This window comes from Devosia riboflavina, assembly GCF_000743575.1.
GTDB lineage: Bacteria > Pseudomonadota > Alphaproteobacteria > Rhizobiales > Devosiaceae > Devosia > Devosia riboflavina.
This window is the reverse complement of the sequence record NZ_JQGC01000033.1, coordinates 39906-61332: the sequence shown is the minus strand read 5'-3', so window position 1 is coordinate 61332 and position 21427 is coordinate 39906. Positions and strand designations below refer to the sequence as shown.

Sequence of the window (21427 nt, the reverse complement as noted above, 5' to 3'; positions counted from 1 at the left end):
GCCAAACCAACGGACCGGCTTGGCGGGTGGATTCGGCGTGGCGACAGGCAGGCAATTTTTCGGGGGCAGGACCGGGCGACGTAGAGGACGCGCGTGGTTCAACCTGCCGCTGATGCCCTTGCTCTTCATCGGCCTTGTAGCCATGGCCGCCGTCAGCATTCGGGAAACCGACCTCGCCACGTTCCTCCTCGATCCGCCATCGCCGATCGTTGGCACCATAGCGCCGCGCAGCTTTGGCCTTTGTGGCGGTGGCGCGCGAAAAACCTGTGTCGTTGACGGCGATACGTTCTGGTTCGATGGCACCAAAATCCGCATCGCCGATATCAATACCCCAGAAATCGGTGAGCCAGATTGCGCCGCCGAAGCGGCGCTGGGCCGCAAGGCCTCGCTCCGTCTCGCTGAGCTTCTCAGTGGCGCGACCCTAGATCTGCGCGCCGCCGATCGCGACGAAGACCAATATGGCCGGAAGTTGCGGGTGGTCGAGCGCGATGGGCGCTCCGTCGGGCAGGCGCTGGTCGCCGAAGGGCTGGCGCATGAATGGCGCGGCCGCCGCGAAAGCTGGTGCTAGGCCCTAGCGGTTCCAGTCCATCCGCATATAGACATAGCCGTCTTCCAGCTCTTCAAGCATTTGCCCCAGCCGCTTCTGCTTGGTCGCTTCCTGTTTGGCGTGGTTGATCCACATCAGGTAGTCGTTGCGCTGATAGGGCGGCCGCGCGTCATATTGTTCGCGAAGACCGCGCTCTTCGAGCGCGGCCCTGACGAATTCGGGCATGTCCTCGCGCTTGCGCAGCGGACGCAGGACCGGGCTCACGGCAAGACGGCCTGGGCTTCGATTTCGATGAGAAAATCGGGATTGGCGAGGCCCGCCACGCGCAGCCCCGTCACTGTCGGCGGATTGGGCCGATTGCCCCAGACCGCCATCCAGGCGCCGAATGCTGCCCTGAGATCGATATCCTGCTGCATGATGATCGTCGTCTTGACGAGGTTCTCGACCGTCGCGCCCGCAGCTTCCAGCACCTTCTGCATATTGGCCAGCGCCTGCTCGGTCTGCTTGACGACGTCACCCTTGTGGACGACCTCACCCTTCTCGTTGACGCTGTTCTGCCCGCCGATGAGCAGGATACGGGCATTGGCCGGCAGGATGATGCCCTGCGAAAAGACGGGGCTCTGATACATTCCCGACGGGTTCACATATTCGATGGCCATGATTTTTCCTCGGTTCCTGGCGATGCCTCAGTCCTAGACCAGGGCTCCTGCCACGCCCTGTCAGCAAATCCGGCGGTATTCTATTACCGGCACTCACGCCGTGTTGCGGCTGCGATCTCGCGATAGAGTAGGGCAGTCTACCGCTTCGCGAGTCCGAAATGTCAAACGACAAAACCGACAAGTTTATCCATGCCGCCGAGACTTTTCTGGGCAAGGCCGAAGACGCCCTGACCGAGCGAGAGCGGAGCGTCGTCGAAAAGGCGATCCACCGGCAAACCCTGGCGCGCGATTCCGGCGCCGCCTTCGACGACCGGCTGACCTTTGGACAGAGGCTTGCCGACGGCGTTGCGGCATTTGGCGGCTCTTGGGCCTTCATCGCTGGCTTCGGCATATTCCTCGTGCTCTGGACTGCCACGAATATCCTCCTCGCCAATCGGGCCTTCGATTCCTATCCCTTCATCTTCCTCAATCTGATGCTCTCCATGCTCGCAGCCATCCAGGCCCCGGTGATCATGATGAGCCAGAACCGCCAGGCCGCGAAGGATCGCGAAGTGTCGACCCATGACTACGAGGTGAACCTCAAGTCCGAGATCGAGATCATGGCGCTGCACGAAAAGCTGGACCACATGAGGAGCGCCGAACTGCGCGAACTCATCACCAAGCAGCAGGAACAAATCGATCTGTTGACGAAACTGATCGAGGGGCATCTCAAGCAGGTGGAGCGCTAAGCGGTAACGGTTGTGCCAGGATAGCAAAGCGGATTTTGTTCCGCTTCGTAGCTCATGACTTCCTGGAAAATTCCGCCCGTATGCGAGCGCGCCGCTGTTCGCCGCTTTCGCCATGCGCATCGGCTTCGGTCATTAGTTTGCGCGCTCGAACAGAGACTTGAATGCCCTCGACGGCATTGAATTGTATGGCCGCGCGACGGCTGATGACGAATTGACCCGTGTTGGCGTTGCGCTTGACCTGCTTTGACATGTGCACAGCATACCACAATCGCCGTGTGGCGGAAGCGAATCGAAGTAGAGTAGGGCCATGCAGCCCTACCTGAAACTTCTCTCCGATATTCTCGAAAACGGCGCCGACAAGTCGGATCGCACCGGCACCGGCACGCGCAGCCTTTTCGGCTATCAGATGCGCTTCGATCTCTCGAAGGGCTTTCCGCTGCTGACGACGAAGAAGCTGCATCTCAAATCGATCATCTATGAACTGCTCTGGTTCATCCGTGGCGAGACCAATGTGCGCTGGCTGCAGGAGCACGGCGTCAAGATCTGGGACGAATGGGCCGACGAGAACGGCGACCTCGGCCCTGTCTACGGCTCGCAGTGGCGAAGCTGGCCTGCGCCCGATGGGCGGCATATCGACCAGCTCGCGGCAGTAGTGGAATCGATCCGCACCAAGCCCGATTCCCGCCGCCATATCGTTAGCGCCTGGAACCCGGCCGAGGTCGATGAGATGGCCCTGCCGCCATGCCATTGCCTCTTCCAGTTCTACGTCGCCAACGGCAAGCTGAGCTGCCAGCTCTATCAGCGCTCGGCCGACACGTTTCTGGGCGTACCCTTCAATATCGCCTCCTATGCGCTCCTCACGCACATGGTGGCGCAGGTGGCCGGGTTGCAGGTTGGCGATTTCGTTCATTCCTTCGGCGATGTGCACCTCTACAACAACCATTTCGAGCAGGCCCGCCTGCAACTGACCCGCGAGCCGCGCCCGCTGCCGCGCCTCGTCATCAATCCCGAGCGCAAGCGGCTCGAAGATTTCGTCTTCGAAGACTTTTCCTTCGAGGGCTACGATCCGCATCCGCATATCAAGGCCGACGTCTCGGTATGAGCCGGACCCTTGCTGATCTCACGGCGCTCGCTGCCCGGGTCTCGGATATGTACGAGCGCGAGACCGGTGTGCGGCGCGACGACGATTGGTATGCGCTCAAGATGCAGGAAGAGCTGGGCGAGCTGATCGCGGAGCACCTGCGCCTTTCCGGCCGCGGACGCCGCAAGAATTTCACCGATGCCGAGATCATTGAGGCGCGGGACGACGAGGCGGCGGATCTGCTCGCCTTCCTGCTGCTCTATGCCCGGCACAATGGCATCGACCTTGAAGCGGCGCTCGATCGGAAATGGTTCTCCTATCTTCGCGCCGACAAAGAGAACGGCTAGACATATCGGCACCGAGGGATAGGGGAGATAGATCATGCGGCTTTGCGCGGCAGCCATTCTTGCATTGATGCTGGCAGCGCCGGCGGTCGGCAACGACACCACGGCGCAATTGGGCACGGGCGGTCTGGTCTTCGTCACCAATGAACAGATCCGGATGGCTTCGGAAGACCTCTATATTTCGCCCACCGAAGTGCGGGTGACCTATGAGTTCGAGAACACGTCCGACGAGGACCAGCGCATCCTCGTGGCCTTCCCCATGCCCGACATTCAGGGCAGCGGCGATTTCATGGTCGACGTGCCGATCCAGAACGCGAATTACGGCACTGCCGAACCCATCGATGATCCCGATAACCTCTTCGGCTTCGCCACCACCTTCAATGGCGCTCCGGTCGATGCGGAACTCCATCAATACGTCTTCAACAACAATATCGACTACACCAAGCTGCTTAGAAACCTCGGCGTGCCGCTCGAACCCTTCGGCGATGCGACCTCGGACGCGCTGGCCAAGCTCGATGCCGACGACGTCCAGAACCTGACCCGGCTGGGCCTCGTCTTCTCCTATGAATACGATGCCGGAAATGGTGCGGAGTTTGACATCGTGCCGCTCTGGACACTGCGCTCGACCTATAGCTGGGAAGCGACCTTCGAGCCGGGCATTTCCAACGTCGTCCATACCTACCGCCCCAGCGTTGGCGGCACGGTCGCGACGACCTTCGTGCCCAAGGAAGGCGACGAATATTCCGAGGCGCGCTACGCCGAATATGTGAAGAAATACTGCGTCGAGGACAATCTTCTCGCGACCCTGCGCAAGCAGGGCGTGACCCAGGACGGTTGGACCAACTATCCCTATTACGAAAACTGGATTTCATACATCTGGTCGACGGGCAATAACTGGTCCGGCTCCATCGGCAAGTTCACCCTCACCGTCGACAAGGGCAGCACCGACAACCTGGTGTCGTTCTGCGGCGAAGACGTCAAGAAAATCGGCCCGACCACTTTCCAGATGACGGCGACTGACTGGTGGCCGCCTTATGATCGGGAGCTGGAAATCCTGCTGCTCAACAAGGTCGAAGCCGAATAGCCGGAAAGGGCAGGGGATGACCCCACGCATTTCGCTCATCGCCGCAGTTGGGGCAAACAATGTTATCGGCAAGGACGGTGACATGCCCTGGCGCATTCCGTCCGACTTTGCCTGGTTCAAGCGCAGCACCATGGGCAAGCCCATGATCATGGGCCGCAAACAGTTCGAGACCTTCCCCAAGCCGCTCGCCGGCCGGCCGCATATCGTCGTCACCCGGCAGAAGAACTATGCGCCCGAAGGCGTCGATGTGGTCCACGATCTCGATGCCGCATATGTGCTCGCCGCGCGCCTTGCCGCCGAGGCGGGCACCGATGAGATCATGGTCATCGGCGGGGGCGACATTTACGCGCAGGCGATGGCGAAAGCCGACCGGCTCTATATCAGCCATGTCGAGCTATCCCCCGATGGAGACGTCCGTTTTCCCGATATCGACCCGGAAATCTGGGCGGTTGTCGATACGCCGGAGGTAGCGCCCTCGGAAAAGGATGCCGCGCCCTATCGCATCAAAATCTACGAAAGGCGCAAACGCCCTACGCATTGATCGCGTCATCGCCTTGCCTATATAAGTTTGCGAACAAAATACGCAGGAACCGAAAGGAACGAGATGCCTTGGGAGAATAATGGAGGCGGAGGCGGCCGCAATAACGGCGGCCCCTGGGGCCAGGCACCCGGTGGAGGTGGCGGCGGCCCGCGCCGTCCTGGTGGAAATACTCCCAATCTCGAAGACATCCTCAATCGAGGACGCGACCAGTTCCGCGGTGGTGTCCCCGGTGGCCGCTGGGCCATTGTCGGCGGCGTGATTGCGCTCCTCGCTTTCTGGGGCGTCAATTCGATCTACACCATCAATCCGCAGGAAGTCGGCGTCGAGCTACGCTTCGGTGCGCCCAAGCCGGAACTCTCCGGTCCGGGCCTGCACTTCCTGTTCTGGCCGGTCGAAACCGTCGAACGCGCCACCACCACGGTCAACCAGACGCAGATCGGCGTTGCCAATGCCAGCGGCGGCTCGCGTGCCGCGGCGCGCGATGGCCTGATGCTCTCGGGCGATCAGAACATCGTCAATGTGCAGTTCTCGGTCTTCTGGGCCATCAATGACCCGGTTTCCTACCTGTTCAATGTCCGCGATCCTGAATCCATGGTTCGCTATGCCGCCGAAAGCGCCATGCGCGAAGTGGTCGGCCGCCGGCCGGCACAGGACATCTATAGCGACGACCGCTCCGGCATTTCGGCTGAAGTGCAGCGCATCACGCTCGCCACGCTCGAAAGCTATGGCCTCGGTGTTTCGGTCAATCAGATCCTGATCGAAAATGCGGGTCCGCCGTCCGAAGTCTACGATGCCTTCAACGAAGTGCAGCGTGCCCGTCAGGACGAAACCCGTCTCCAGGAAGAAGCGCGTTCCTACGCCAACACCCTTCTCGGCGATGCTCGTGGTCGTGCCGCGGCCCTGCGTGAAGACGCAGCCGCTTACACCAACCGAGTCGTTCAGGAAGCAACCGGTGAAGCCGAGCGTTTCAATGCGGTCTATGCCGAATACGTGAATTCCCCGGAAGTCACCCGCAAGCGCCTGTTCCTCGAAACCATGGAAGAGGTTCTGGGGGGCTCGGAAAAGGTGCTGATCGAAAACGGGGCCTCGGGCTCCGGCGTCGTCCCCTATCTGCCGCTGCCTGAGCTTCGCTCCGGCCCAACGACATCGACGGGGAACTGATCATGACGAACCGCCTCTTTATTCTTGGTGCCGTCATTGTCGTGGCCCTCTACATCCTGTTCTCCTCGCTCTACGTCGTCGACGAGCGCGAACAGGCCATCGTCACGCGCTTCGGCAGCATTACCGACGTGCGCACCGAGCCGGGCATCTACTTCAAGATCCCGACCGATTTCGTGGATAGCGTGCAGATCATCGAAGACCGCCTGCTGCGCTATGACATCGCCAATATGCGCGTGCAGGTTTCGGGCAACGCCTTCTACCAGGTCGATGCTTTCCTCACCTATCGCATCTCCAATGCGCGTCTCTTCCGCGAACGTGCAACGGGCCAGTTGTCGGTGGCCGAGGACCGTATCGGCGCCAGCCTCGATGCGGCCCTGCGTCAGGTCTATGGTCTGCGTGAATTCAGCGCGGCCCTTTCCGACCAGCGCGCTCAGATGATGCGCGAAACCGCCGAACTGATCCGTCCGGATCTGGCGGAACTCGGCATCGACGTCATCGACGTGCGTATCCTGCGCACCGATCTCGATGAAGACGTCTCGGCCACGACCTTCGAGCGTATGCGCGCAGAGCGTCTCGCCGAAGCCGCACTCCTGCGCGCCCGCGGTGAAGAACAGGCCCAGAGCCTGCGCGCCATCGCCGATCGTCAGGGCGTCGAAATCGTGGCAGCTGCCACCCGCGACGCGGAAATCATCCGCGGTACCGGCGACGCCGAACGCAACCGTATCTTCGCGGCTGCCTATGGCCAGGATCCGGAATTCTTCGAGTTCTACCGCTCGATGGATGCGTATCGTTCGGCACTGGCCAAGACCGGCACTACCATGGTCCTCTCGCCCGATAGCGCCTTCTTCCGCTATTTCGGTTCGAACGGCGAACTGCCTGCGGCAAGCACGACCTTTGCGACGCCCATCGCACCGACGGCTGCTCCGCTGACCGTCACGAGCGACGAACCGGCCCTTGATGGTCTCGGCATCGAAGAAACCGTGGCACCGCCGGCGATCACGCTGGAAGATGGCTCGGAACTGACCCCAACCATCGGCACGGAAGCCCCGGCGCCCGTGGAAGCCCCGGCGACCAGCCAGTAAGGCGGTCGACAAAAACAGAAAGCCCGGCATTCGTGCCGGGCTTTTTTGTTTTGAGGTTTTTGCTGATTTTAGGCCTCGATCACCCGGATGGACCTTCATCCGAAACTCCAACACCCACCGGGCTGCCCTCGGACTTGATCCGAGGGCCATTGCGGGCGAACTGGTGCCGGGCACACTTGGCCCTCGGGTCAGGCCCGAGGGCCGCCCGGTGCATATGAGGAGATTCCATGGCGCTCGATACGACACGTCTATCTGAGGAGGCCGGGAGGCGCTGACGGAAGTACCGATGCCTGCGGCCGAAAGGGGGGCAAATCTATCCCACTTATCCCCGCCCACTCCTTCCCATGGCAATATGCCCTCATTCCCGCCGATAACACGCGGCACCGACGAAGTGTCGGGCGGGAAGTCGGGTCGCTCGGGGTCGCCTGGGCGAGTGCGTGGATGCTGACCACCGGTCAAGCGGCAGAAAGCCCCCGTCGCATCTTCGGATGCTTCCGACGGCGATCTGGACCGTAAAACCCCAAAAGGGGACCGCTCGATGCGTGCGCAAAAAATCCCGGACGTGCGAAGCGGCTTTCGCCTCTTCTTTTCTACCAATTTTCAGGGCGAAAGCCGCTTCCCACCGTGCGCCCGAAGGGTGTCGCGACCGTGCAACCGCAAGCCGAAAGGGCCGGGCGGCGTTTGGTGCTGCGCGCCTATCGGACGAAATCGTCCTCGGCATAGCCTTGCAGGTAAAGCAGCGCCGTCAGGTCGCCATGGTCGATCCGATACCCTGCAGCGGTCGCCACGGCAGGCTTGGCATGCAGCGCCACGCCGAATCCGGCGATCCCGATCATGTCGAGGTCATTGGCGCCATCGCCCACGGCCATGGTCTGGCTCAGGCTGAGCCCGCGTTCCGTCGCCAGTGCTTCGAGCCGGATACGCTTGGTGTTCTTGTCGACGATCGGCTTCTGCACCGTGCCCGTCAGCCGGTCACCATCGAATTGCAGCACATTGGCGATGGCCTCATCAAAGCCGATCCGCTTGGCAAAATAGTCGGCAAAGAGCGTAAAGCCGCCCGAGACCAGCGAGGTGAAAGCGCCATAGGCCTTCATGGTGTGCACCAGTGCCCGCCCGCCCGGCGTCAGCGTGATCGCCTCGCGGCGGATTTCCTCGATAGTGGCGCGCTCCAGCCCCTTGAGCAGGGCGACGCGCGTATCGAGCGCCTGGCCGAAATCCAGCTCACCGCGCATGGCGCGCTCGGTGATTTCGGCGACCTGAGCCTTGAGCCCGAGCGCAGCCGCCAGTTCGTCGATGCACTCCTGCTCGATCATGGTCGAATCCATGTCGGCAACGAGCACTTGCTTGCGGCGGCCTTCGGTCGGCACGACATTGGCGTCAACGCGCCGGCTGCCGATGAGCTCGCGGGCGATATCCAGCGCGTTCGGCGCCTTGGGTTCGAGAATATCGCAGGCGACCTCGTGGTTCAGCCAGTTGAGTTCTCCGCCGGTTTGCTGCACCACTGCGGCCGCAAGCGAGACGTCGAGGTCGGAATCGGCGGGATTGGCGATGAGGCTGAGAACCGGCATGGCGAAAATGACTTTCGGGAGACAAGGGTGACGCGCCAGAGAAGCGCCGTCCTGATAGCGGGTCCGACTGCCAGCGGCAAGTCGAGCATGGCGCTTGCCCGTGCCCGCGCCAGTGGCGGCGTCATCGTCAACACCGACGCCATGCAGGTCTACGACACGCTCCGCATCGTCACTGCGCGCCCATCGATCGAGGAAGAGGCGCTGGCCGAGCATCGCCTCTACGGCACCGTACCGGCGTCGCAGCGCTTTTCCACTGGCCAATGGCTCGAAGCCGTCCGCAAAATCGTCGCCGAAATCGACCCCTCCCGAGAGGTGATTTTCGTTGGCGGAACTGGGCTCTATTTCGAAGCCCTGACAAACGGATTCGCCGACGTTCCGGAAATCTCTCAGGAGCTGACCTTGCAGGTTCAGCGCGAGATCGAAGACCTCGATGAAACCGACCGCATGGCATTGCTTCTGCAAGAGGACCCCGAAACCGCGCGCCGTCTCAAGGTTGCGGACCCGCAGCGCGTCACCCGCGCTCTCGCCGTCAAGCGCGCCACCGGCAAGCCGCTCTCCGCCTTCCAGGACAATCCGCAATCCGGTCTCCTGAACGACTGGAGCATCGAGCGCTTCGTCCTCTCGCCCGATCGCGACGTGCTCCGCGCCCGCATCGCCCTACGTTTCGAAGCCATGTTTGCGAGCGGCGCCGTAGATGAAGTCGAGGCCCTGCGAGCGCAAAATCTCGACCCATCCCTGCCGGTCATGAAAGCCATCGGCGTGCGCGAAATCGGCGATTGGCTCGACGGCGTAGAGACGCGCGATGAGGCCATCACCCTCGCGATCATCGCCACGCATCAATATGCCAAGCGCCAGCGCACCTGGTTCCGCAACCGTATGGGCGATTGGCCACGGCTGGGGCTGGAAGGCTCCGCGCTCAGCTAATCTGGCGCAGCAGCCCGATCCGTTCGCGCAGTGCAAATCGAGCCAGCAGCACGACCGCCACAAAAGCGAGGCCAGCAGCGAGGCCAATCCAGATGCCGATACCGCGCCAGCCCACCACGAGCCCCAGCAGATAGGCGATGGGCAGCCCGACGAGCCAATAGCCGACGATGGCAACGATCATCGGGATTTTGGCGTCGCTAAGGCCACGCAGGGCATGGGCGGCGACCACCTGCACGCCATCGACCAACTGGAAGATGCCGGCGATGACAAGGAAGGTTGCCGCCAGGGTCAGGGCGTTGAGGTTCTCGGGCTTGGTCGGATCGAGGAACACCGAGACGATTGAGGGCCCAAAGCTGAGGAAGGCGAAGCAGGACAGCGTCATGAATGCCGTTCCCAGGGCAAGTCCGGTCCATCCGGCGTGACTTATCCCCACCCGGTCCCGCCTGCCGTAAGCTATGCCGACGCGAACCGTGGTGGCCATGCCGATGCCCATGGGGACCATGAAGGCGAGGGAGGCACACTGGAGGGCAACAGCATGGGCCGCGACTTCGTCAGTGCCAAGACGGCCCATGAGCATTGCGGCGGCCGTGAACAGGCTGACTTCGGCAAGGACGGTAAGGCCGATAGGCAGGCCGAGGCGGAAAATCTGACGGAAGCGCGGCCAGTCCGGTTTCCAAAATCGAATCAGCAAATGGAAGCGCTTGAAGCGGCGATGGCGCAGCACATAGGTGAGCAGCGCGAGGAACATCGCGATATTGGTAATAACAGTCGAAATGGCGGCGCCGCGCAATTCGAGGCGCGGCATGCCGAAATTCCCGAACATCAGGGCGTAGTTGCCGATAAAGTTCACGACCACGCCGCCAAGGGTGACCAGCAGCACGACGCGCGCCGCATCAAAAGTCGACAGGAGCGAGCGCAGCACGATGATGCCTAGCCCGGGGAACAGCAGCCAGGCCGCGATCTGGGTATATTCCTCGGCCCGCATGGCGAGCACCGGGTCCTGTCCGAGCCAGCCGAGAATGGTCCTGATCTGCAGGATGATCGGCACCAGGACGAGCGCCGTAAGAAGGGCAACCCAAAAGCCCTGGCGGACAATGCGCCGGACCGCCTTGATGTCACGCGCGCCGCGGGCCTGGGCTGTCAGCGGTGCGACGGCGCCAACCAAGCCGATACCGCCGACCAGGAAGGGCATGATGAAGGTGGAGGCGAGCGTGCTGGCCGCCAGATATTCCGGTCCCAGCCAGCCGGTCATGATCACGTCGGTGGTATTGATCGCATTTTGCGCCACCTGTGCGATGACCAGCGGCCAGGCGAGCGCAAAAGTGGCCCGGAATTCAGTGGCCCAACTGGTCGGCGCTTCAGCGCTCGTGCCCGCCGCCTGCTGCGACGGTGCGACAATCTCGGTCATTTTCGTTTCCCACACACACCGCCATGCTCTAGTCGAAAGGCATCTGGCTTGGAAGGTGGGGACGGAAATGAGTGATTGGATGCGGCGCGTTCTGGTTGGCGTGGCAGGCTTGCTCGGGGCAATCGGCGTCGCCACGGCGGCAATGACCTCGCATGGCGAAGATGTACGAAATCTCGCCGCCATCTCGGCCATGGCGCTGGCTCATGCACCGGTGCTGCTCGTCCTGGGTCTCATGGGACGGGGCAGGGCACTCTCCATTGTGGGCCTGGTGCTGACGGCCGGTTGCCTCATCTTCGTTGGCGACCTCGCCATGCGGCACTGGGTCGGCACCTCGCTTTTCCCCGGTGCGGCGCCCATTGGTGGCGGCGGTATGATCCTTGGATGGCTCGGTGTGGCGATCGCAGGAATGTTCCGAGGTTTACTTAACGAATGATTCAACATTTCTTGAGCGGTGGCTGGAACTAAAATTCCGACCGAACATTAATCGTCCGATCAGTCCTGGAGGATCTCATGCATAAGTTCCTGATTATCGTTGCCGCTACCCTTTCCCTCGCTGCATGCACGTCGACCCAGCAGGGTGCGACAGTCGGCGCTCTCGGTGGCGCTGTTGTCGGTGCCAGCGCAACCGGCGGCAGCCTTCTGGGAACGGTTGTGGGTGCTGGCGTCGGCACCGTTGTTGGTGCCGCTGCGGGTGACGTGCTCGGTCGCGTCGAAGGCAGCAACAACCGCTGCGTCTATCAGCGCCGCGATGGTAGCCAGTATATCGACACCTGCCCGCGTGGCTAAGTTTCGCTGAGGCGGTTAGTCGTCCCCAAACCGCCATCATGCTGCGAAGACACCCGGCCGGCGCCCCCACCGACCGGGTGTTCTACGTCCAACTGCCGATATTGCCTTGAAAATTTCCCGGCGGATCGCAATAATCCCGAAATACGTGCCACTCGACTTGCGTTACCTGAACGACCGGTTATTCCGGAATCTAGGCTACCTCCTGATCTTGGTGCATCGTAAGTTCGGAACCCTCTCTGGGGCCGAATAAACCCTCCCACCGCAAGTTGCGGTATTACAGACCACGAGGTTCAACATGGCTGCCATTACCGGTACCGTGAAATTCTTCAACACGACCAAGGGCTACGGCTTCATCTCGCCCGACAATGGCGAGAAGGATGCGTTCGTGCACATTTCTGCTGTGCAGCGCTCGGGCCTCCAGGGCCTCTATGAAGGCGACAAGGTCAGCTTCGAACTGCAGACCGGCCGCGATGGCAAGGTTTCGGCAACCGAACTGACCCTGCTGAGCTAATCGCTTCAGCAACGGAATTTTGAGGGGCCCTTCGGGGCCCCTCTGTCTTATGACAGGGAATCGGTCTCAACTCGCTTGAGAAAGGTTCGAATTCGATATGCTGCGACGTCTCTTCAAGGATTGGCAAACTGCGGAAGCTCCACCGGGGGCAATCCGCCAGGTCGGCGCTCTGCCTTATGCGGTGGTGGATGGACGCATGGCCTTTTTGCTCGTGACGTCCCGGCGCAGCGGGCGCTGGATTTTTCCCAAGGGCGCCATCGAGCCCGACCTGACGCCCTGGGACAGCGCCGCCCTCGAAGCCTATGAGGAAGCCGGCGTCCTCGGCGAGGTCGAGCAGGAGCCGATCGGCAGCTATCGTGCGGCGGCGGGTTCGGGCGGCTACAAGCTCATCGATATCGATCTCTATCCGCTGCGCGTCACCCAGCAACTCGATAGTTGGAAGGAAAAGGGACAGCGCCTGCGCCATTGGGTGACGGTGCGCGAGTCGCGCCGGCTGCTCGCGCATCGCGACCTTGCCGATCTCGTCGCCGGCTTTCACGACGCCCGCGCCGAAAAGCGCCGCGCCTAGAGCGCGAACTGGCTCACGACGAAAAATACCAAAGCTGCCAAAAGGGCCGAGCAGGGTAGGGTGACCATCCACGCCCCCATGATGCGATAAACGCTCTGGCGCCGGATCAGCCGCCGATGATCCGCCTCGCGCGCATTGGCAAAGGCCATTTCCGGGGTCGCGTTCAAGGCGCGCGGATCGACGAAACGGGCATAGATCGGCACAGCCTTGCGTTCCATTTCCCGGCGCGAGCGATATTCACGCAAGAAACCGATGCCGAAGACCGCGCCGATGGCGATGTGGGTGGTCGAAACTGGCATGCCCAGTGCCGAGGCGATCAGCACCGTGATCCCGGTCGACAGCGCCGCGCAAAAGGCGCGGATTTCATTGAGCTTGGTAATCTGTTCGCCAACGGTCCGGATCAGGCGGGGTCCGAACAGCGCGAGACCGACCGCGATGCCGAAGGCGCCGATGGACAGCACCCAAAAGGGCAGGTCGGCGTCCGGCGTCGCTTGGCCATCGGCGAGGGTAGAGACGATAGCGGCCAGCGGCCCAATTGCGTTGGCCACGTCATTGGCGCCGTGGGAAAAGGAGAGGAGCGCAGCGGCGAGGATCAGCGGCAGGCGGAAGAGTGTCGCTACGTGCTTCTTGCGATTCTCAAGGTGCTGCGAACGACGCCGTACCCCGGAGAATGAAATCGTCCAACCGATCGCCGCCGCCAGCAGTCCAACGACCACCACGGCTGGCGTGCCGGGATCCCAGACCCGTTGGAGCCCCTTGTCAGCCAGATACATCGCAAAAGTGCCGGCCATAACGGCAACGAAGGCGGGCACCCAGGTTCGTGCCGCCTGCAACTTGTCGATTCTTCCGGTGATGGTCACCTGAGTGAGGAGCAGCAGCAGGGCAGCAATTGCGCCTCCAGCGACGGGCGAGACGACCCAGCCGAAGGCGATGGTCAGGATTGACGGCCAAGACACCGCGCTCAAACCTGCCGCGGCGATACCAGCGCCCGTTACGCCGCCAATGATGGAATGAGTGGTGGAAACTGGCGCGCCGATGAAGGTTGCGAGATGCACCCACATGGCCGACGCGAGAAGCGCTGAAATCATGACCAGCACAAGACTCGCCGGCGCTATGTTCAATCCTACCAACAAATCCGATGCGACCGTTTGCACGACGTCGCCACCGGCCAGCAGCGCGCCTGCGGCCTCGCAGATGGCGGCAATAAGCAGCGCGGCGGGCATGGTGAGCGCCCGGGCGCCGACCGCCGGGCCCATATTGTTGGCGACGTCATTGGCACCAATGTTGAGCGCCATATAGCCAGCGACGATGGAAGCGATGACGACGACTGTTCCGGCCGGCGAATGACCAACTGACGCGAATGCCCACAGGGCCGCAAGTGCAAGGAACAGGACTGCCAGGCCCGGTGCCGCCATGCGCTGAACCAGCGCCTGGCTGGCCGTATTCATGCCCGAGATGTGTTGCAGCTCCTTGTCGAGCGGATTTCTGTTCATGTCGTCGGGATGGCCGTTTGGAGAGAGGAGGAGAATATGACGAAGCTTCGGGTGCAAAGCGAGCCTTGACAGTTTCGTTGCAATGCTCCTATCAATGCGCGACTAATTTTTTGGAGAGGTCCCGTGCGGGCACTCATTCTCGTAGTAGGTAGGCGCATCGGCAACGTGGGGTGAAACCCCGCGCGATAGCTGGTGCGCCGAACACAGGTCCCGAAAGGGGCCTTTTTTATTGCCTTTTTCCGCCAAGGCGGTTGAAAGGCGTCAAGGACGTAACGCCCGGTACGGCGGGCACGAGGAGTAGGAAGCGCAAATGGCCGAGAAAATGACCGGCGCGGAAATGGTGATCCAGGCGCTCGCGGATCAGGGTGTTGAGCATATCTTCGGTTATCCGGGCGGTGCTGCCCTGCCGATCTATGACGCGATGTTCCAGCAGGATCAGGTCCAGCACATTCTAGTTCGTCACGAGCAGGGCGCGACGCACATGGCCGAGGGCTATGCGCGTTCGACCGGCAAGCCGGGCGTGGTCCTTGTGACCTCGGGTCCCGGTGCCACCAATGCCGTGACCGGCCTCACCGACGCGCTGATGGATTCCATCCCGCTCGTCTGCATTACCGCCCAGGTGCCGACCACCCTCATCGGGACCGACGGTTTCCAGGAATGCGACACCGTCGGCATCACCCGCTCGTGCACAAAGCACAATTATCTGGTCAAGAACGTCAACGACCTGCCGCGCGTGCTGCACGAGGCCTTCCATATCGCCACGACCGGCCGTCCTGGCCCGGTGGTCATCGATATTCCGAAGGACATCCAGTTCGCCGTCGGCGAATACTACAAGCCCGAGATCGAAACGCTGCGCCACGCGTCCTATCGTCCGCAGGTCGATGGCGACCTCAAGGCGATCGAAGCTGCGGTCGACCTGATGCTCAAGGCCGAGCGTCCGATCTTCTATACCGGCGGTGGCGTGATCAATGCCGGCCCGGAAGCCTCGGAAAACCTGCGCGAGCTGGCCGAACTGACTGGTTTCCCGGTGACCTCGACCCTGATGGGCCTGGGCGCTTTCCCGGCGTCCGATCCGCAGTGGATGGGCATGCTCGGCATGCACGGCACCTACGAAGCCAATATGGCGATGCACGACTGCGACGTGATGATCAATATCGGCGCGCGCTTCGACGACCGCATCACCGGCCGCATCGACGCCTTCTCGCCCAATAGCCGCAAGATCCATGTCGACATCGACCCGTCCTCGATCAACAAGATCATCCGAGTGGATGTGCCGATCGTGGGCGACTGCAATCGCGTGCTCGAAGAAATGATCCGCATCTGGCGGAGCCGGACCAACCAGCCACGCACGGAAGCCATCGCGCCCTGGTGGAAGCAGATCGAGAAGTGGCGCGCCGTTGGCTCGCTCAACTTCAAGAATTCGGACACGGTCATCAAGCCGCAATGGGCTATTCAGCGTCTCTATGAGGCGACCAAGCAGCAGTCCAAGGAAGTCTACATCACAACCGAAGTCGGCCAGCACCAGATGTGGGCCGCCCAGCACTTCCACTTCGACAAGCCGAACCACTGGATGACCTCCGGCGGCCTCGGCACGATGGGCTATGGCCTGCCGGCAGCGGTCGGCGTGCAGGTGGCGCATCCCGATGCGCTGGTGATCGACATTGCCGGCGAAGCCTCGGTGCAGATGACCATGCAGGAGATGTCGACGGCGGTGCAGTATCGCCTGCCGATCAAGATCTTCATTCTCAACAATGAGCGCATGGGCATGGTTCGCCAGTGGCAGGACCTGCTGCACGGCTCGCGCTATGCACATTCCTATTCGGAATCGCTGCCTGATTTCGTCAAACTGGCCGAAGCCTATGGGGGGCGGGGTATCCGCTGCGAGAGCCCGGCCGAACTCGACGCTGCCATTGCCGAAATGCTCGACTATGACGGCCCGGTGCTCTTCGACGTCATCGTCGAAAAGGACGAAAACTGCCTGCCTATGATCCCGTCGGGCAAGCCGCATAACGAAATCATCCTGCCCGATACCGCCAATCTCGGGTCCATCATCGACGAGAAGGGAAGGGCGCTGGTCTAGGCGCTGCGGAGGAAAAAGACATGAACGCACATCTCCAACCTACCGGCTCCGCCTATTTCCTCACGCAGGAAACCCAGCAGACCGAGCGACACACGCTCTCGGTTCTCGTCGATAATGAGCCGGGCATTCTCGCCCGGGTCGTCGGCCTCTTCTCGGCCCGCGGCTACAATATCGAGAGCCTGACTGTCAGCGAGACCGAACACGGACGTCGACTTAGTCGCATCACGGTTGTCGTCATCGCCACGCCCAAGACGCTGGTGCAGATCAAGCTGCAGCTCGAGCGCTTGGTGCCGGTGCACCGCGTGCACGACCTGACTGCCGAAGGCAATTATGTCGAGCGCGAACTCGCCTTGATCAAGGTGAAGGGCACGGGCGATCACCGCGCCGAGACCCTGCGCCTTGCCGAGGCCTTCCGCGCGCATATCATTGATGCGACGGTGGAAAGCTTTGTTTTCGAAGTGACCGGCAAGCCCGACAAGATCGACAGTTTTATTGCTTTGATGTCGCCGCTCGGGCTCGTCGAAGTCGTCCGCACTGGTCTGGCCGCCATCGGGCGGGGTGCCGAAGGGATGTGACGGGCTACCCGTCACAACTCTCATAAGCCTTATCAAAAGGTTCGATTGGGCGGCGCGGACGATCCGGTATAGGAAGAACAAAATTCCTACCGAGTCCGCGCCATGACCCTGCTTTCCGTCAATCTCAATGCTGTCGCTCAGCTTCGCAACCGGCGCGATTTGCCCTGGCCGAGCGTCACGGGCATTGCGCGCGTGGTGATGGATGCCGGCGCTAGCGGCATTACTGTGCATCCGCGGCCTGACGAGCGGCATATCCGCCGGACCGATGTCTATGACCTCAGCGCCCTGTTGCGCGAGGAATATCCGGATGCCGAATTCAATATTGAAGGCTACCCGAGCGACGATTTCCTTGAGCTGATCGAGGACGTCAACCCGCAGCAGGTCACGCTGGTACCAGACGATCCGGCGCAGGCGACGTCCGACCACGGCTGGGATTTCGTCGGGAAGGGCAATTTCCTCACCTCGGTCGTCCAGCGTCTCAAGCGTAGTGACCGCCGCATTTCGTTGTTCTGCGATCCGGATGCGGGGCTCAAGGGCGTGGCCGCCGCAAAGGCCACCGGTGCCGATCGCGTCGAACTGTTCACCGGCCCCTATGGCGGCTGCTACGCCGATCCAGCGCGCGCCCAAGTCGAACTGACTTCACTTGCCGAGACGGCGGCGGCGGCGCTCTCGGTTGGGATTGGCCTCAATGCGGGGCATGATCTCACCCTCGAAAATCTGCCGGCTTTCCAGTTGGCAGTGCCGGGCGTGGCGGAAGCGTCCATCGGGCATGGAATCACGGCCGATGCCTTGCTCTATGGTTTTGCCGAAGCGACGCGCCGCTACATCGCGGTGCTGGCGTAAAAATAGGTGCCGGTTGTTCCCATTTAGCGAACGCTGAGTTGGCTCCCAAGAGACAAGTCTGCTGTCCTTTCCCGGAAAATCTGAAAAATCGGCGAAAAATCTGAGTTTTCCTATACTTACACCGATGTGACTGGGTGACTCCGATGTCGCCGGACCACAAGCGGGTGCCCTCTTGAGCGAAACTGAGGCAGGCACATATATCGCCTCAGTTACGTTTTGTTACCAAGGAGGGCACTCAAATGTCCAAGCTCAAGATCGGCGTCATCATCTCCTCCACCCGTCCCACCCGCTTTGGCGAAAAGCCCGCCCAGTGGATTCTGGACAAGGCCAATGAGCGCCCTGAAATCGACGCCGAAATCGTCGACCTGCGCGATTTCCAGCTCCCGTTCTTTGACGAAATGGCTTCCAATGCCTGGATGCCGTCGCAGAACGCCGAAGCTGTTCGTTGGCAGAACAAGATCTCCGAATTCGACGGCTTCATCTTCGTCGTTGCCGAATATAACCGTGCCATCACCGGCGCCCTCAAGAATGCTCTCGACCAGGCCTATGTGAACTGGAACAAGAAGGCTTTCGGCGCAGTGGGTTACGGCACTGTCGGCGGCGCTCGCGCCATCGAAAACCTCCGCACCATCGGTATCGAGCTGCAGATGGTTTCGACCCGTTCGGCCGTCCACATTGCCGGCGCCGACTTCATGGCCGTGCACCCGGGCTTTGGCGGCACCAAGTCGCTCACCGAAATCGAAGGCTCGATCGGCAATTCGGCCAAGGACATGCTCGACCAGTTGATCTGGTGGGGTGAGGCTGCCAAGGCTGCGCGCGAAGAAGACGCTGCTACCGCCAAGGCTGCCGAATAAGTTACGAGGACCTCCAGGTCTCGTTTGCAGCAGGGGTCGTTCCGCAAGGGGCGGCCCCTGTCTCGTTTTTGAATCCGTTACGCTTATGGTGTTGTTTGTGTAAGGTGCCGGGTGTATAGCGGCGCCCGCCCTTAAACAGAGAGCCCCAAAGCTCATGACGCAAGCGGAAACCACCGGCCACCAGGCCGGTCTCGCAGCGGCCGATCAGGCCGGGCATGCGAAAAGCAATCTGCCAATCCTGACCCTTGGGGCTATCGGCGTTGTTTATGGGGACATTGGTACCAGCCCCATCTACGCCTTCCGGCAGGCCATGTATGTGCGGCCTGGCGCGGCTTCCTCGGATATTGAGGTGCTTGGCCTGCTCTCGCTGATCGTCTGGGCGCTGACCCTGACCGTCGCGGTCAAGTACGTGTTCTTCGTGACCCGTGCCGACAACAATGGCGAAGGCGGCACGCTCTCGCTTATGGCCCTTGCGCGAAAGACTTTTACCAATCCCCCGGTCTGGATTACCGCGCTCGGCGTGCTCGGCGCGGCGCTGTTTTTCGGCGATGCGATCATCACTCCCGCCGTGTCCGTGCTGTCGGCGGTTGAAGGGCTCGAGCTCGTGCAGCCGGGTATGACCCGCTGGGTGGTGCCGATCACGCTGGTGCTGATTCTGGGCGTCTTCGCCGTCCAGAGATTCGGCACGGCGAAGGTGTCCATCGTCTTCGGCCCTGTGACCGCGATCTGGTTCCTGACGCTGGGGATTGCCGGCATTTCCAACATCATCCAGCACCCGGAAATTCTCTGGGCGATCAATCCCTTGCTGGGCGTGCAGTTTCTCGTCACCCATTTCGGCATTGCCTTCGTCGTGATCGGCGCCATTTTCCTGGCCGTGACCGGTGCGGAGGCGCTCTATGTCGATCTCGGTCACTTTGGCCGCAAGCCGATCGTGCTGGCCTGGTTCGGCCTCGTCTTTCCCTGCCTGCTGCTCAACTATTTCGGGCAGGGCGCTTATGTGATCAGCCATGGCGTCGACAATGTCGCGAGCCCCTTCTTCGAGATGATCCCGGAATGGGGCCTGCTGCCCTTCGTGATTCTCGCGACGCTGGCGACCATCATCGCCAGCCAGGCGGTGATCACCGGCACTTACAGTCTCACCCAGCAGGCGATCGCTCTCAACATGCTGCCGCGCATGGTGGTGCACCACACTTCGGCGACGCAGAGCGGGCAGATTTATATGCCGCAGATCAATTCCATGCTGATGATCGGCGTGCTGGTCCTGGTGGCTGCATTCGGCAGTTCCTCCGCACTTTCAAATGCTTACGGCATTGCTGTGTCGGGCGTGATGATCGTGACGCTGATGCTGCTTGTTGTCGTCATGTGGCGCAACTGGAAGTGGCATCCCATCGCCGTGGTGCTTTTCGGTGTGGCCTATCTTTGCATCGATGGCGGGTTCTTTGCCGCCAATGTCTCGAAATTGTTCCAGGGCGGCTGGGTGCCGGCAGCGGTGGCGCTGTTCGTGGCGCTGATCATGTGGAGCTGGATGGCTGGACGTCGGCGCCTGTCGGAAAAGACCCGGCGCGACGAGGTGCCGCTGGAATTCCTCGTCAACAATCTCGCCAAGAAGAAACCGACGACTGTGCCGGGTACGGCGATTTTCCTCACCAGCGATATCGAGGGTGCGCCGACGGCGCTCCTGCATTCTCTCAAGCATTACAAGGTGTTGCACGAACAGAACGTCATCCTGACGGTCAGGACTTCGGCTTCACCGCGCGTGCCGGATGATGAGAAGGTGACGATCGACGCCTATAACGAGCTGTTTTTCCGCGTGGTCGTGACGTTCGGCTATATGGAAACGCCTAATATTCCGACGGCCTTGGCGCTGGCGCGCAAGCTCGGGTGGAAGTTCGACATCATGTCGACCTCGTTCTTCCTGTCGCGGCGTTCGTTGAAATTGGGCAAGAAGAGCGGGCCGTTGCGCTTCTGGCAGGATCGGCTGTTTATCCGTCTCGCCCGCAATGCGAGCGACGCGACCGAGTACTTCCACATTCCCACCGGTCGCGTGGTGGAAATCGGCACGCAGGTGGTCATTTAGGCGTGTAGCGACACGCTTGCGCTAACAGACTGCTCACATCGAGTGCCGCCCTGGGCCGAATTGGTTAGCGCGGCATATCCGGGCAGACGGTGGGGACGACGGCAGGGGCAAAACGCTGCTCGACGACGTCGCTGCCGAGCTTGAGCGAGAGCACGAGTTCGTCTGCCGTCAGCGACGAAATATCGGCATTGATGGTCATGCCGTCTTCTTCCCAGGAAATCGCCGTGTCGGAAACCTGCTGCCACTTCGAGAGGCGATAGGTTTCCCAGCAGCTATCGCTGACGAGCGTGCCGTCGGCGAGGAAGATCTGCATGGTGCCGGGGCTGGCCGACTCGCCCTGCTGGACCCAGACCTTGTTGAGCAGCGGATTGTCGCTGTCGCCTTCGTCTTCGATCGCTGCCTCTTCGGCGGTTGCCGGCAGGCAGGCTGCGGTTCCAACTCCCCAGACGCTCAGAAGCGCGATGACGGCAGCCTTGGTATCCATGTTCTCTTCCCTTGAGCCTGACGCTGAAG

Annotated in this window: 25 protein-coding genes; 18 read left to right on the top strand and 7 right to left on the bottom strand. The window is 61.5% G+C overall.

The window, feature by feature from the left end; genetic code table 11:
* Positions 1 to 112: 112 nt before the first annotated feature.
* The gene (locus JP75_RS22805) at positions 113 to 568 is read left to right on the top strand and encodes a thermonuclease family protein (protein WP_035087208.1); all 456 of its coding nucleotides are present in this window, start codon (positions 113 to 115) and stop codon (positions 566 to 568) included.
* A gap of 3 nt (positions 569 to 571) precedes the next feature.
* On the opposite strand, the gene JP75_RS22800 is transcribed toward JP75_RS22805, so the two are convergent.
* Positions 572 to 811, bottom strand: a complete 240-nt coding sequence (locus tag JP75_RS22800) for a YdeI/OmpD-associated family protein (RefSeq protein ID WP_035087207.1) — start codon at positions 809 to 811, stop codon at positions 572 to 574.
* A complete protein-coding gene (locus JP75_RS22795) occupies positions 808 to 1206 on the bottom strand; it encodes a RidA family protein (protein ID WP_035087205.1) in 399 nt (132 codons plus the stop codon). The genes JP75_RS22800 and JP75_RS22795 overlap by 4 nt, the downstream gene beginning before the upstream one ends.
* Positions 1207 to 1364: 158 nt before the next feature.
* Here JP75_RS22795 and JP75_RS22790 point away from each other — a divergent pair, with 158 nt between their 5' ends.
* On the top strand, positions 1365 to 1934 hold the full coding sequence (locus tag JP75_RS22790; protein ID WP_035087203.1) for a DUF1003 domain-containing protein: 570 nt from the start codon (positions 1365 to 1367) through the stop codon (positions 1932 to 1934).
* Between the two features lie 52 nt (positions 1935 to 1986).
* Here the strand turns inward: JP75_RS22790 and JP75_RS22785 are convergent, their stop codons facing one another.
* Positions 1987 to 2184 (bottom strand): hypothetical protein, encoded by a 198-nt coding sequence (locus tag JP75_RS22785; RefSeq protein WP_035087201.1) that lies wholly within the window; start codon positions 2182 to 2184, stop codon positions 1987 to 1989.
* 57 nt (positions 2185 to 2241) lie between these two features.
* Between JP75_RS22785 and JP75_RS22780 the strand changes: the two genes are divergently transcribed.
* The 6 genes from JP75_RS22780 to hflC all read left to right on the top strand — a co-directional run bounded on the left by JP75_RS22780 (position 2242) and on the right by hflC (position 7227).
* Complete coding sequence (locus JP75_RS22780) at positions 2242 to 3036, top strand: thymidylate synthase (protein ID WP_035087199.1); 795 nt, start codon at positions 2242 to 2244, stop codon at positions 3034 to 3036.
* Positions 3033 to 3362 (top strand): nucleoside triphosphate pyrophosphohydrolase family protein, encoded by a 330-nt coding sequence (locus JP75_RS22775; RefSeq protein WP_035087197.1) that lies wholly within the window; start codon positions 3033 to 3035, stop codon positions 3360 to 3362. The genes JP75_RS22780 and JP75_RS22775 overlap by 4 nt, the downstream gene beginning before the upstream one ends.
* Positions 3363 to 3396: 34 nt before the next feature.
* Positions 3397 to 4443: a DUF4424 domain-containing protein gene (locus JP75_RS22770; RefSeq protein WP_035087195.1), complete on the top strand. Its 1047-nt coding sequence runs from the start codon at positions 3397 to 3399 to the stop codon at positions 4441 to 4443.
* 16 nt (positions 4444 to 4459) lie between these two features.
* The gene (locus JP75_RS22765) at positions 4460 to 4984 is read left to right on the top strand and encodes a dihydrofolate reductase (protein ID WP_035087193.1); all 525 of its coding nucleotides are present in this window, start codon (positions 4460 to 4462) and stop codon (positions 4982 to 4984) included.
* 63 nt (positions 4985 to 5047) lie between these two features.
* Positions 5048 to 6145 (top strand): FtsH protease activity modulator HflK, encoded by a 1098-nt coding sequence (hflK, locus tag JP75_RS22760; protein WP_035087191.1) that lies wholly within the window; start codon positions 5048 to 5050, stop codon positions 6143 to 6145.
* 2 nt (positions 6146 to 6147) lie between these two features.
* Positions 6148 to 7227 (top strand): protease modulator HflC, encoded by a 1080-nt coding sequence (gene hflC, locus JP75_RS22755; RefSeq protein ID WP_084587885.1) that lies wholly within the window; start codon positions 6148 to 6150, stop codon positions 7225 to 7227.
* A gap of 695 nt (positions 7228 to 7922) precedes the next feature.
* Here hflC and serB read toward each other — a convergent pair.
* Positions 7923 to 8795: a phosphoserine phosphatase SerB gene (gene serB, locus JP75_RS22750; RefSeq protein WP_035087189.1), complete on the bottom strand. Its 873-nt coding sequence runs from the start codon at positions 8793 to 8795 to the stop codon at positions 7923 to 7925.
* A gap of 27 nt (positions 8796 to 8822) precedes the next feature.
* On the opposite strand from serB, the gene miaA reads away from it, so the two are divergent.
* Positions 8823 to 9719 carry a tRNA (adenosine(37)-N6)-dimethylallyltransferase MiaA gene (gene miaA / locus JP75_RS22745; protein WP_035087188.1) on the top strand — a complete coding sequence of 299 codons (897 nt, stop codon included), beginning with the start codon at positions 8823 to 8825 and terminating at the stop codon, positions 9717 to 9719.
* Here the strand turns inward: miaA and JP75_RS22740 are convergent.
* Positions 9712 to 11127, bottom strand: a complete 1416-nt coding sequence (locus JP75_RS22740) for an MATE family efflux transporter (RefSeq protein WP_051961228.1) — start codon at positions 11125 to 11127, stop codon at positions 9712 to 9714. The two genes, miaA and JP75_RS22740, sit on opposite strands and share 8 nt — an antisense overlap.
* Before the next feature lie 67 nt (positions 11128 to 11194).
* On the opposite strand from JP75_RS22740, the gene JP75_RS22735 reads away from it, so the two are divergent.
* The 4 genes from JP75_RS22735 to JP75_RS22720 all read left to right on the top strand — a co-directional run bounded on the left by JP75_RS22735 (position 11195) and on the right by JP75_RS22720 (position 12992).
* The gene (locus JP75_RS22735; protein WP_035087186.1) at positions 11195 to 11560 is read left to right on the top strand and encodes a DUF423 domain-containing protein; all 366 of its coding nucleotides are present in this window, start codon (positions 11195 to 11197) and stop codon (positions 11558 to 11560) included.
* Positions 11561 to 11637: 77 nt separating this feature from the next.
* Complete coding sequence (locus JP75_RS22730; protein WP_035087184.1) at positions 11638 to 11913, top strand: YMGG-like glycine zipper-containing protein; 276 nt, start codon at positions 11638 to 11640, stop codon at positions 11911 to 11913.
* A gap of 295 nt (positions 11914 to 12208) precedes the next feature.
* Positions 12209 to 12424, top strand: a complete 216-nt coding sequence (locus JP75_RS22725) for a cold-shock protein (RefSeq protein ID WP_035087182.1) — start codon at positions 12209 to 12211, stop codon at positions 12422 to 12424.
* A gap of 97 nt (positions 12425 to 12521) precedes the next feature.
* Positions 12522 to 12992 (top strand): NUDIX hydrolase, encoded by a 471-nt coding sequence (locus JP75_RS22720; protein ID WP_051961226.1) that lies wholly within the window; start codon positions 12522 to 12524, stop codon positions 12990 to 12992.
* Here the strand turns inward: JP75_RS22720 and JP75_RS22715 are convergent.
* Positions 12989 to 14485 (bottom strand): inorganic phosphate transporter, encoded by a 1497-nt coding sequence (locus JP75_RS22715; protein ID WP_035087373.1) that lies wholly within the window; start codon positions 14483 to 14485, stop codon positions 12989 to 12991. The genes JP75_RS22720 and JP75_RS22715 overlap by 4 nt on opposite strands.
* Positions 14486 to 14795: 310 nt before the next feature.
* On the opposite strand from JP75_RS22715, the gene JP75_RS22710 reads away from it, so the two are divergent.
* From JP75_RS22710 to JP75_RS22690, 5 genes are all read left to right on the top strand, one after another.
* Positions 14796 to 16565, top strand: coding sequence for an acetolactate synthase 3 large subunit (locus JP75_RS22710; protein ID WP_035087179.1), 1770 nt, complete (start codon positions 14796 to 14798; stop codon positions 16563 to 16565).
* Between the two features lie 20 nt (positions 16566 to 16585).
* Positions 16586 to 17140 (top strand): acetolactate synthase small subunit, encoded by a 555-nt coding sequence (gene ilvN, locus JP75_RS22705; RefSeq protein ID WP_035087177.1) that lies wholly within the window; start codon positions 16586 to 16588, stop codon positions 17138 to 17140.
* A 102-nt stretch (positions 17141 to 17242) separates the two neighbouring features.
* The gene (locus JP75_RS22700) at positions 17243 to 17983 is read left to right on the top strand and encodes a pyridoxine 5'-phosphate synthase (protein WP_035087176.1); all 741 of its coding nucleotides are present in this window, start codon (positions 17243 to 17245) and stop codon (positions 17981 to 17983) included.
* A 239-nt stretch (positions 17984 to 18222) separates the two neighbouring features.
* Positions 18223 to 18837: an NADPH-dependent FMN reductase gene (locus JP75_RS22695; RefSeq protein ID WP_035087175.1), complete on the top strand. Its 615-nt coding sequence runs from the start codon at positions 18223 to 18225 to the stop codon at positions 18835 to 18837.
* A gap of 154 nt (positions 18838 to 18991) precedes the next feature.
* Positions 18992 to 20914 carry a potassium transporter Kup gene (locus JP75_RS22690; RefSeq protein WP_051961224.1) on the top strand — a complete coding sequence of 641 codons (1923 nt, stop codon included), beginning with the start codon at positions 18992 to 18994 and terminating at the stop codon, positions 20912 to 20914.
* Positions 20915 to 20978: 64 nt separating this feature from the next.
* On the opposite strand, the gene JP75_RS22685 is transcribed toward JP75_RS22690, so the two are convergent.
* Complete coding sequence (locus tag JP75_RS22685; protein ID WP_035087174.1) at positions 20979 to 21398, bottom strand: hypothetical protein; 420 nt, start codon at positions 21396 to 21398, stop codon at positions 20979 to 20981.
* Positions 21399 to 21427 lie beyond the last annotated feature (29 nt).

What these genes read in the sequence shown, in the direction of transcription:
- JP75_RS22715 (WP_035087373.1), bottom strand. Translation starts at nt 14,485, where the DNA reads ATGAACAGAAATCCGCTCGACAAGGAGCTGCAACACATCTCGGGCATG.
- JP75_RS22805 (WP_035087208.1), top strand. Translation starts at nt 113, where the DNA reads ATGCCCTTGCTCTTCATCGGCCTTGTAGCCATGGCCGCCGTCAGCATT.
- JP75_RS22780 (WP_035087199.1), top strand. Translation starts at nt 2,242, where the DNA reads ATGCAGCCCTACCTGAAACTTCTCTCCGATATTCTCGAAAACGGCGCC.
- JP75_RS22710 (WP_035087179.1), top strand. Translation starts at nt 14,796, where the DNA reads ATGGCCGAGAAAATGACCGGCGCGGAAATGGTGATCCAGGCGCTCGCG.
- JP75_RS22725 (WP_035087182.1), top strand. Translation starts at nt 12,209, where the DNA reads ATGGCTGCCATTACCGGTACCGTGAAATTCTTCAACACGACCAAGGGC.
- hflC (WP_084587885.1), top strand. Translation starts at nt 6,148, where the DNA reads ATGACGAACCGCCTCTTTATTCTTGGTGCCGTCATTGTCGTGGCCCTC.
- JP75_RS22700 (WP_035087176.1), top strand. Translation starts at nt 17,243, where the DNA reads ATGACCCTGCTTTCCGTCAATCTCAATGCTGTCGCTCAGCTTCGCAAC.
- JP75_RS22690 (WP_051961224.1), top strand. Translation starts at nt 18,992, where the DNA reads ATGACGCAAGCGGAAACCACCGGCCACCAGGCCGGTCTCGCAGCGGCC.
- JP75_RS22785 (WP_035087201.1), bottom strand. Translation starts at nt 2,184, where the DNA reads ATGTCAAAGCAGGTCAAGCGCAACGCCAACACGGGTCAATTCGTCATC.
- JP75_RS22735 (WP_035087186.1), top strand. Translation starts at nt 11,195, where the DNA reads ATGAGTGATTGGATGCGGCGCGTTCTGGTTGGCGTGGCAGGCTTGCTC.
- hflK (WP_035087191.1), top strand. Translation starts at nt 5,048, where the DNA reads ATGCCTTGGGAGAATAATGGAGGCGGAGGCGGCCGCAATAACGGCGGC.
- JP75_RS22720 (WP_051961226.1), top strand. Translation starts at nt 12,522, where the DNA reads ATGCTGCGACGTCTCTTCAAGGATTGGCAAACTGCGGAAGCTCCACCG.
- JP75_RS22790 (WP_035087203.1), top strand. Translation starts at nt 1,365, where the DNA reads ATGTCAAACGACAAAACCGACAAGTTTATCCATGCCGCCGAGACTTTT.
- serB (WP_035087189.1), bottom strand. Translation starts at nt 8,795, where the DNA reads ATGCCGGTTCTCAGCCTCATCGCCAATCCCGCCGATTCCGACCTCGAC.
- JP75_RS22730 (WP_035087184.1), top strand. Translation starts at nt 11,638, where the DNA reads ATGCATAAGTTCCTGATTATCGTTGCCGCTACCCTTTCCCTCGCTGCA.
- JP75_RS22775 (WP_035087197.1), top strand. Translation starts at nt 3,033, where the DNA reads ATGAGCCGGACCCTTGCTGATCTCACGGCGCTCGCTGCCCGGGTCTCG.
- JP75_RS22695 (WP_035087175.1), top strand. Translation starts at nt 18,223, where the DNA reads ATGTCCAAGCTCAAGATCGGCGTCATCATCTCCTCCACCCGTCCCACC.
- JP75_RS22795 (WP_035087205.1), bottom strand. Translation starts at nt 1,206, where the DNA reads ATGGCCATCGAATATGTGAACCCGTCGGGAATGTATCAGAGCCCCGTC.
- JP75_RS22770 (WP_035087195.1), top strand. Translation starts at nt 3,397, where the DNA reads ATGCGGCTTTGCGCGGCAGCCATTCTTGCATTGATGCTGGCAGCGCCG.
- JP75_RS22685 (WP_035087174.1), bottom strand. Translation starts at nt 21,398, where the DNA reads ATGGATACCAAGGCTGCCGTCATCGCGCTTCTGAGCGTCTGGGGAGTT.
- JP75_RS22740 (WP_051961228.1), bottom strand. Translation starts at nt 11,127, where the DNA reads ATGACCGAGATTGTCGCACCGTCGCAGCAGGCGGCGGGCACGAGCGCT.
- ilvN (WP_035087177.1), top strand. Translation starts at nt 16,586, where the DNA reads ATGAACGCACATCTCCAACCTACCGGCTCCGCCTATTTCCTCACGCAG.
- JP75_RS22765 (WP_035087193.1), top strand. Translation starts at nt 4,460, where the DNA reads ATGACCCCACGCATTTCGCTCATCGCCGCAGTTGGGGCAAACAATGTT.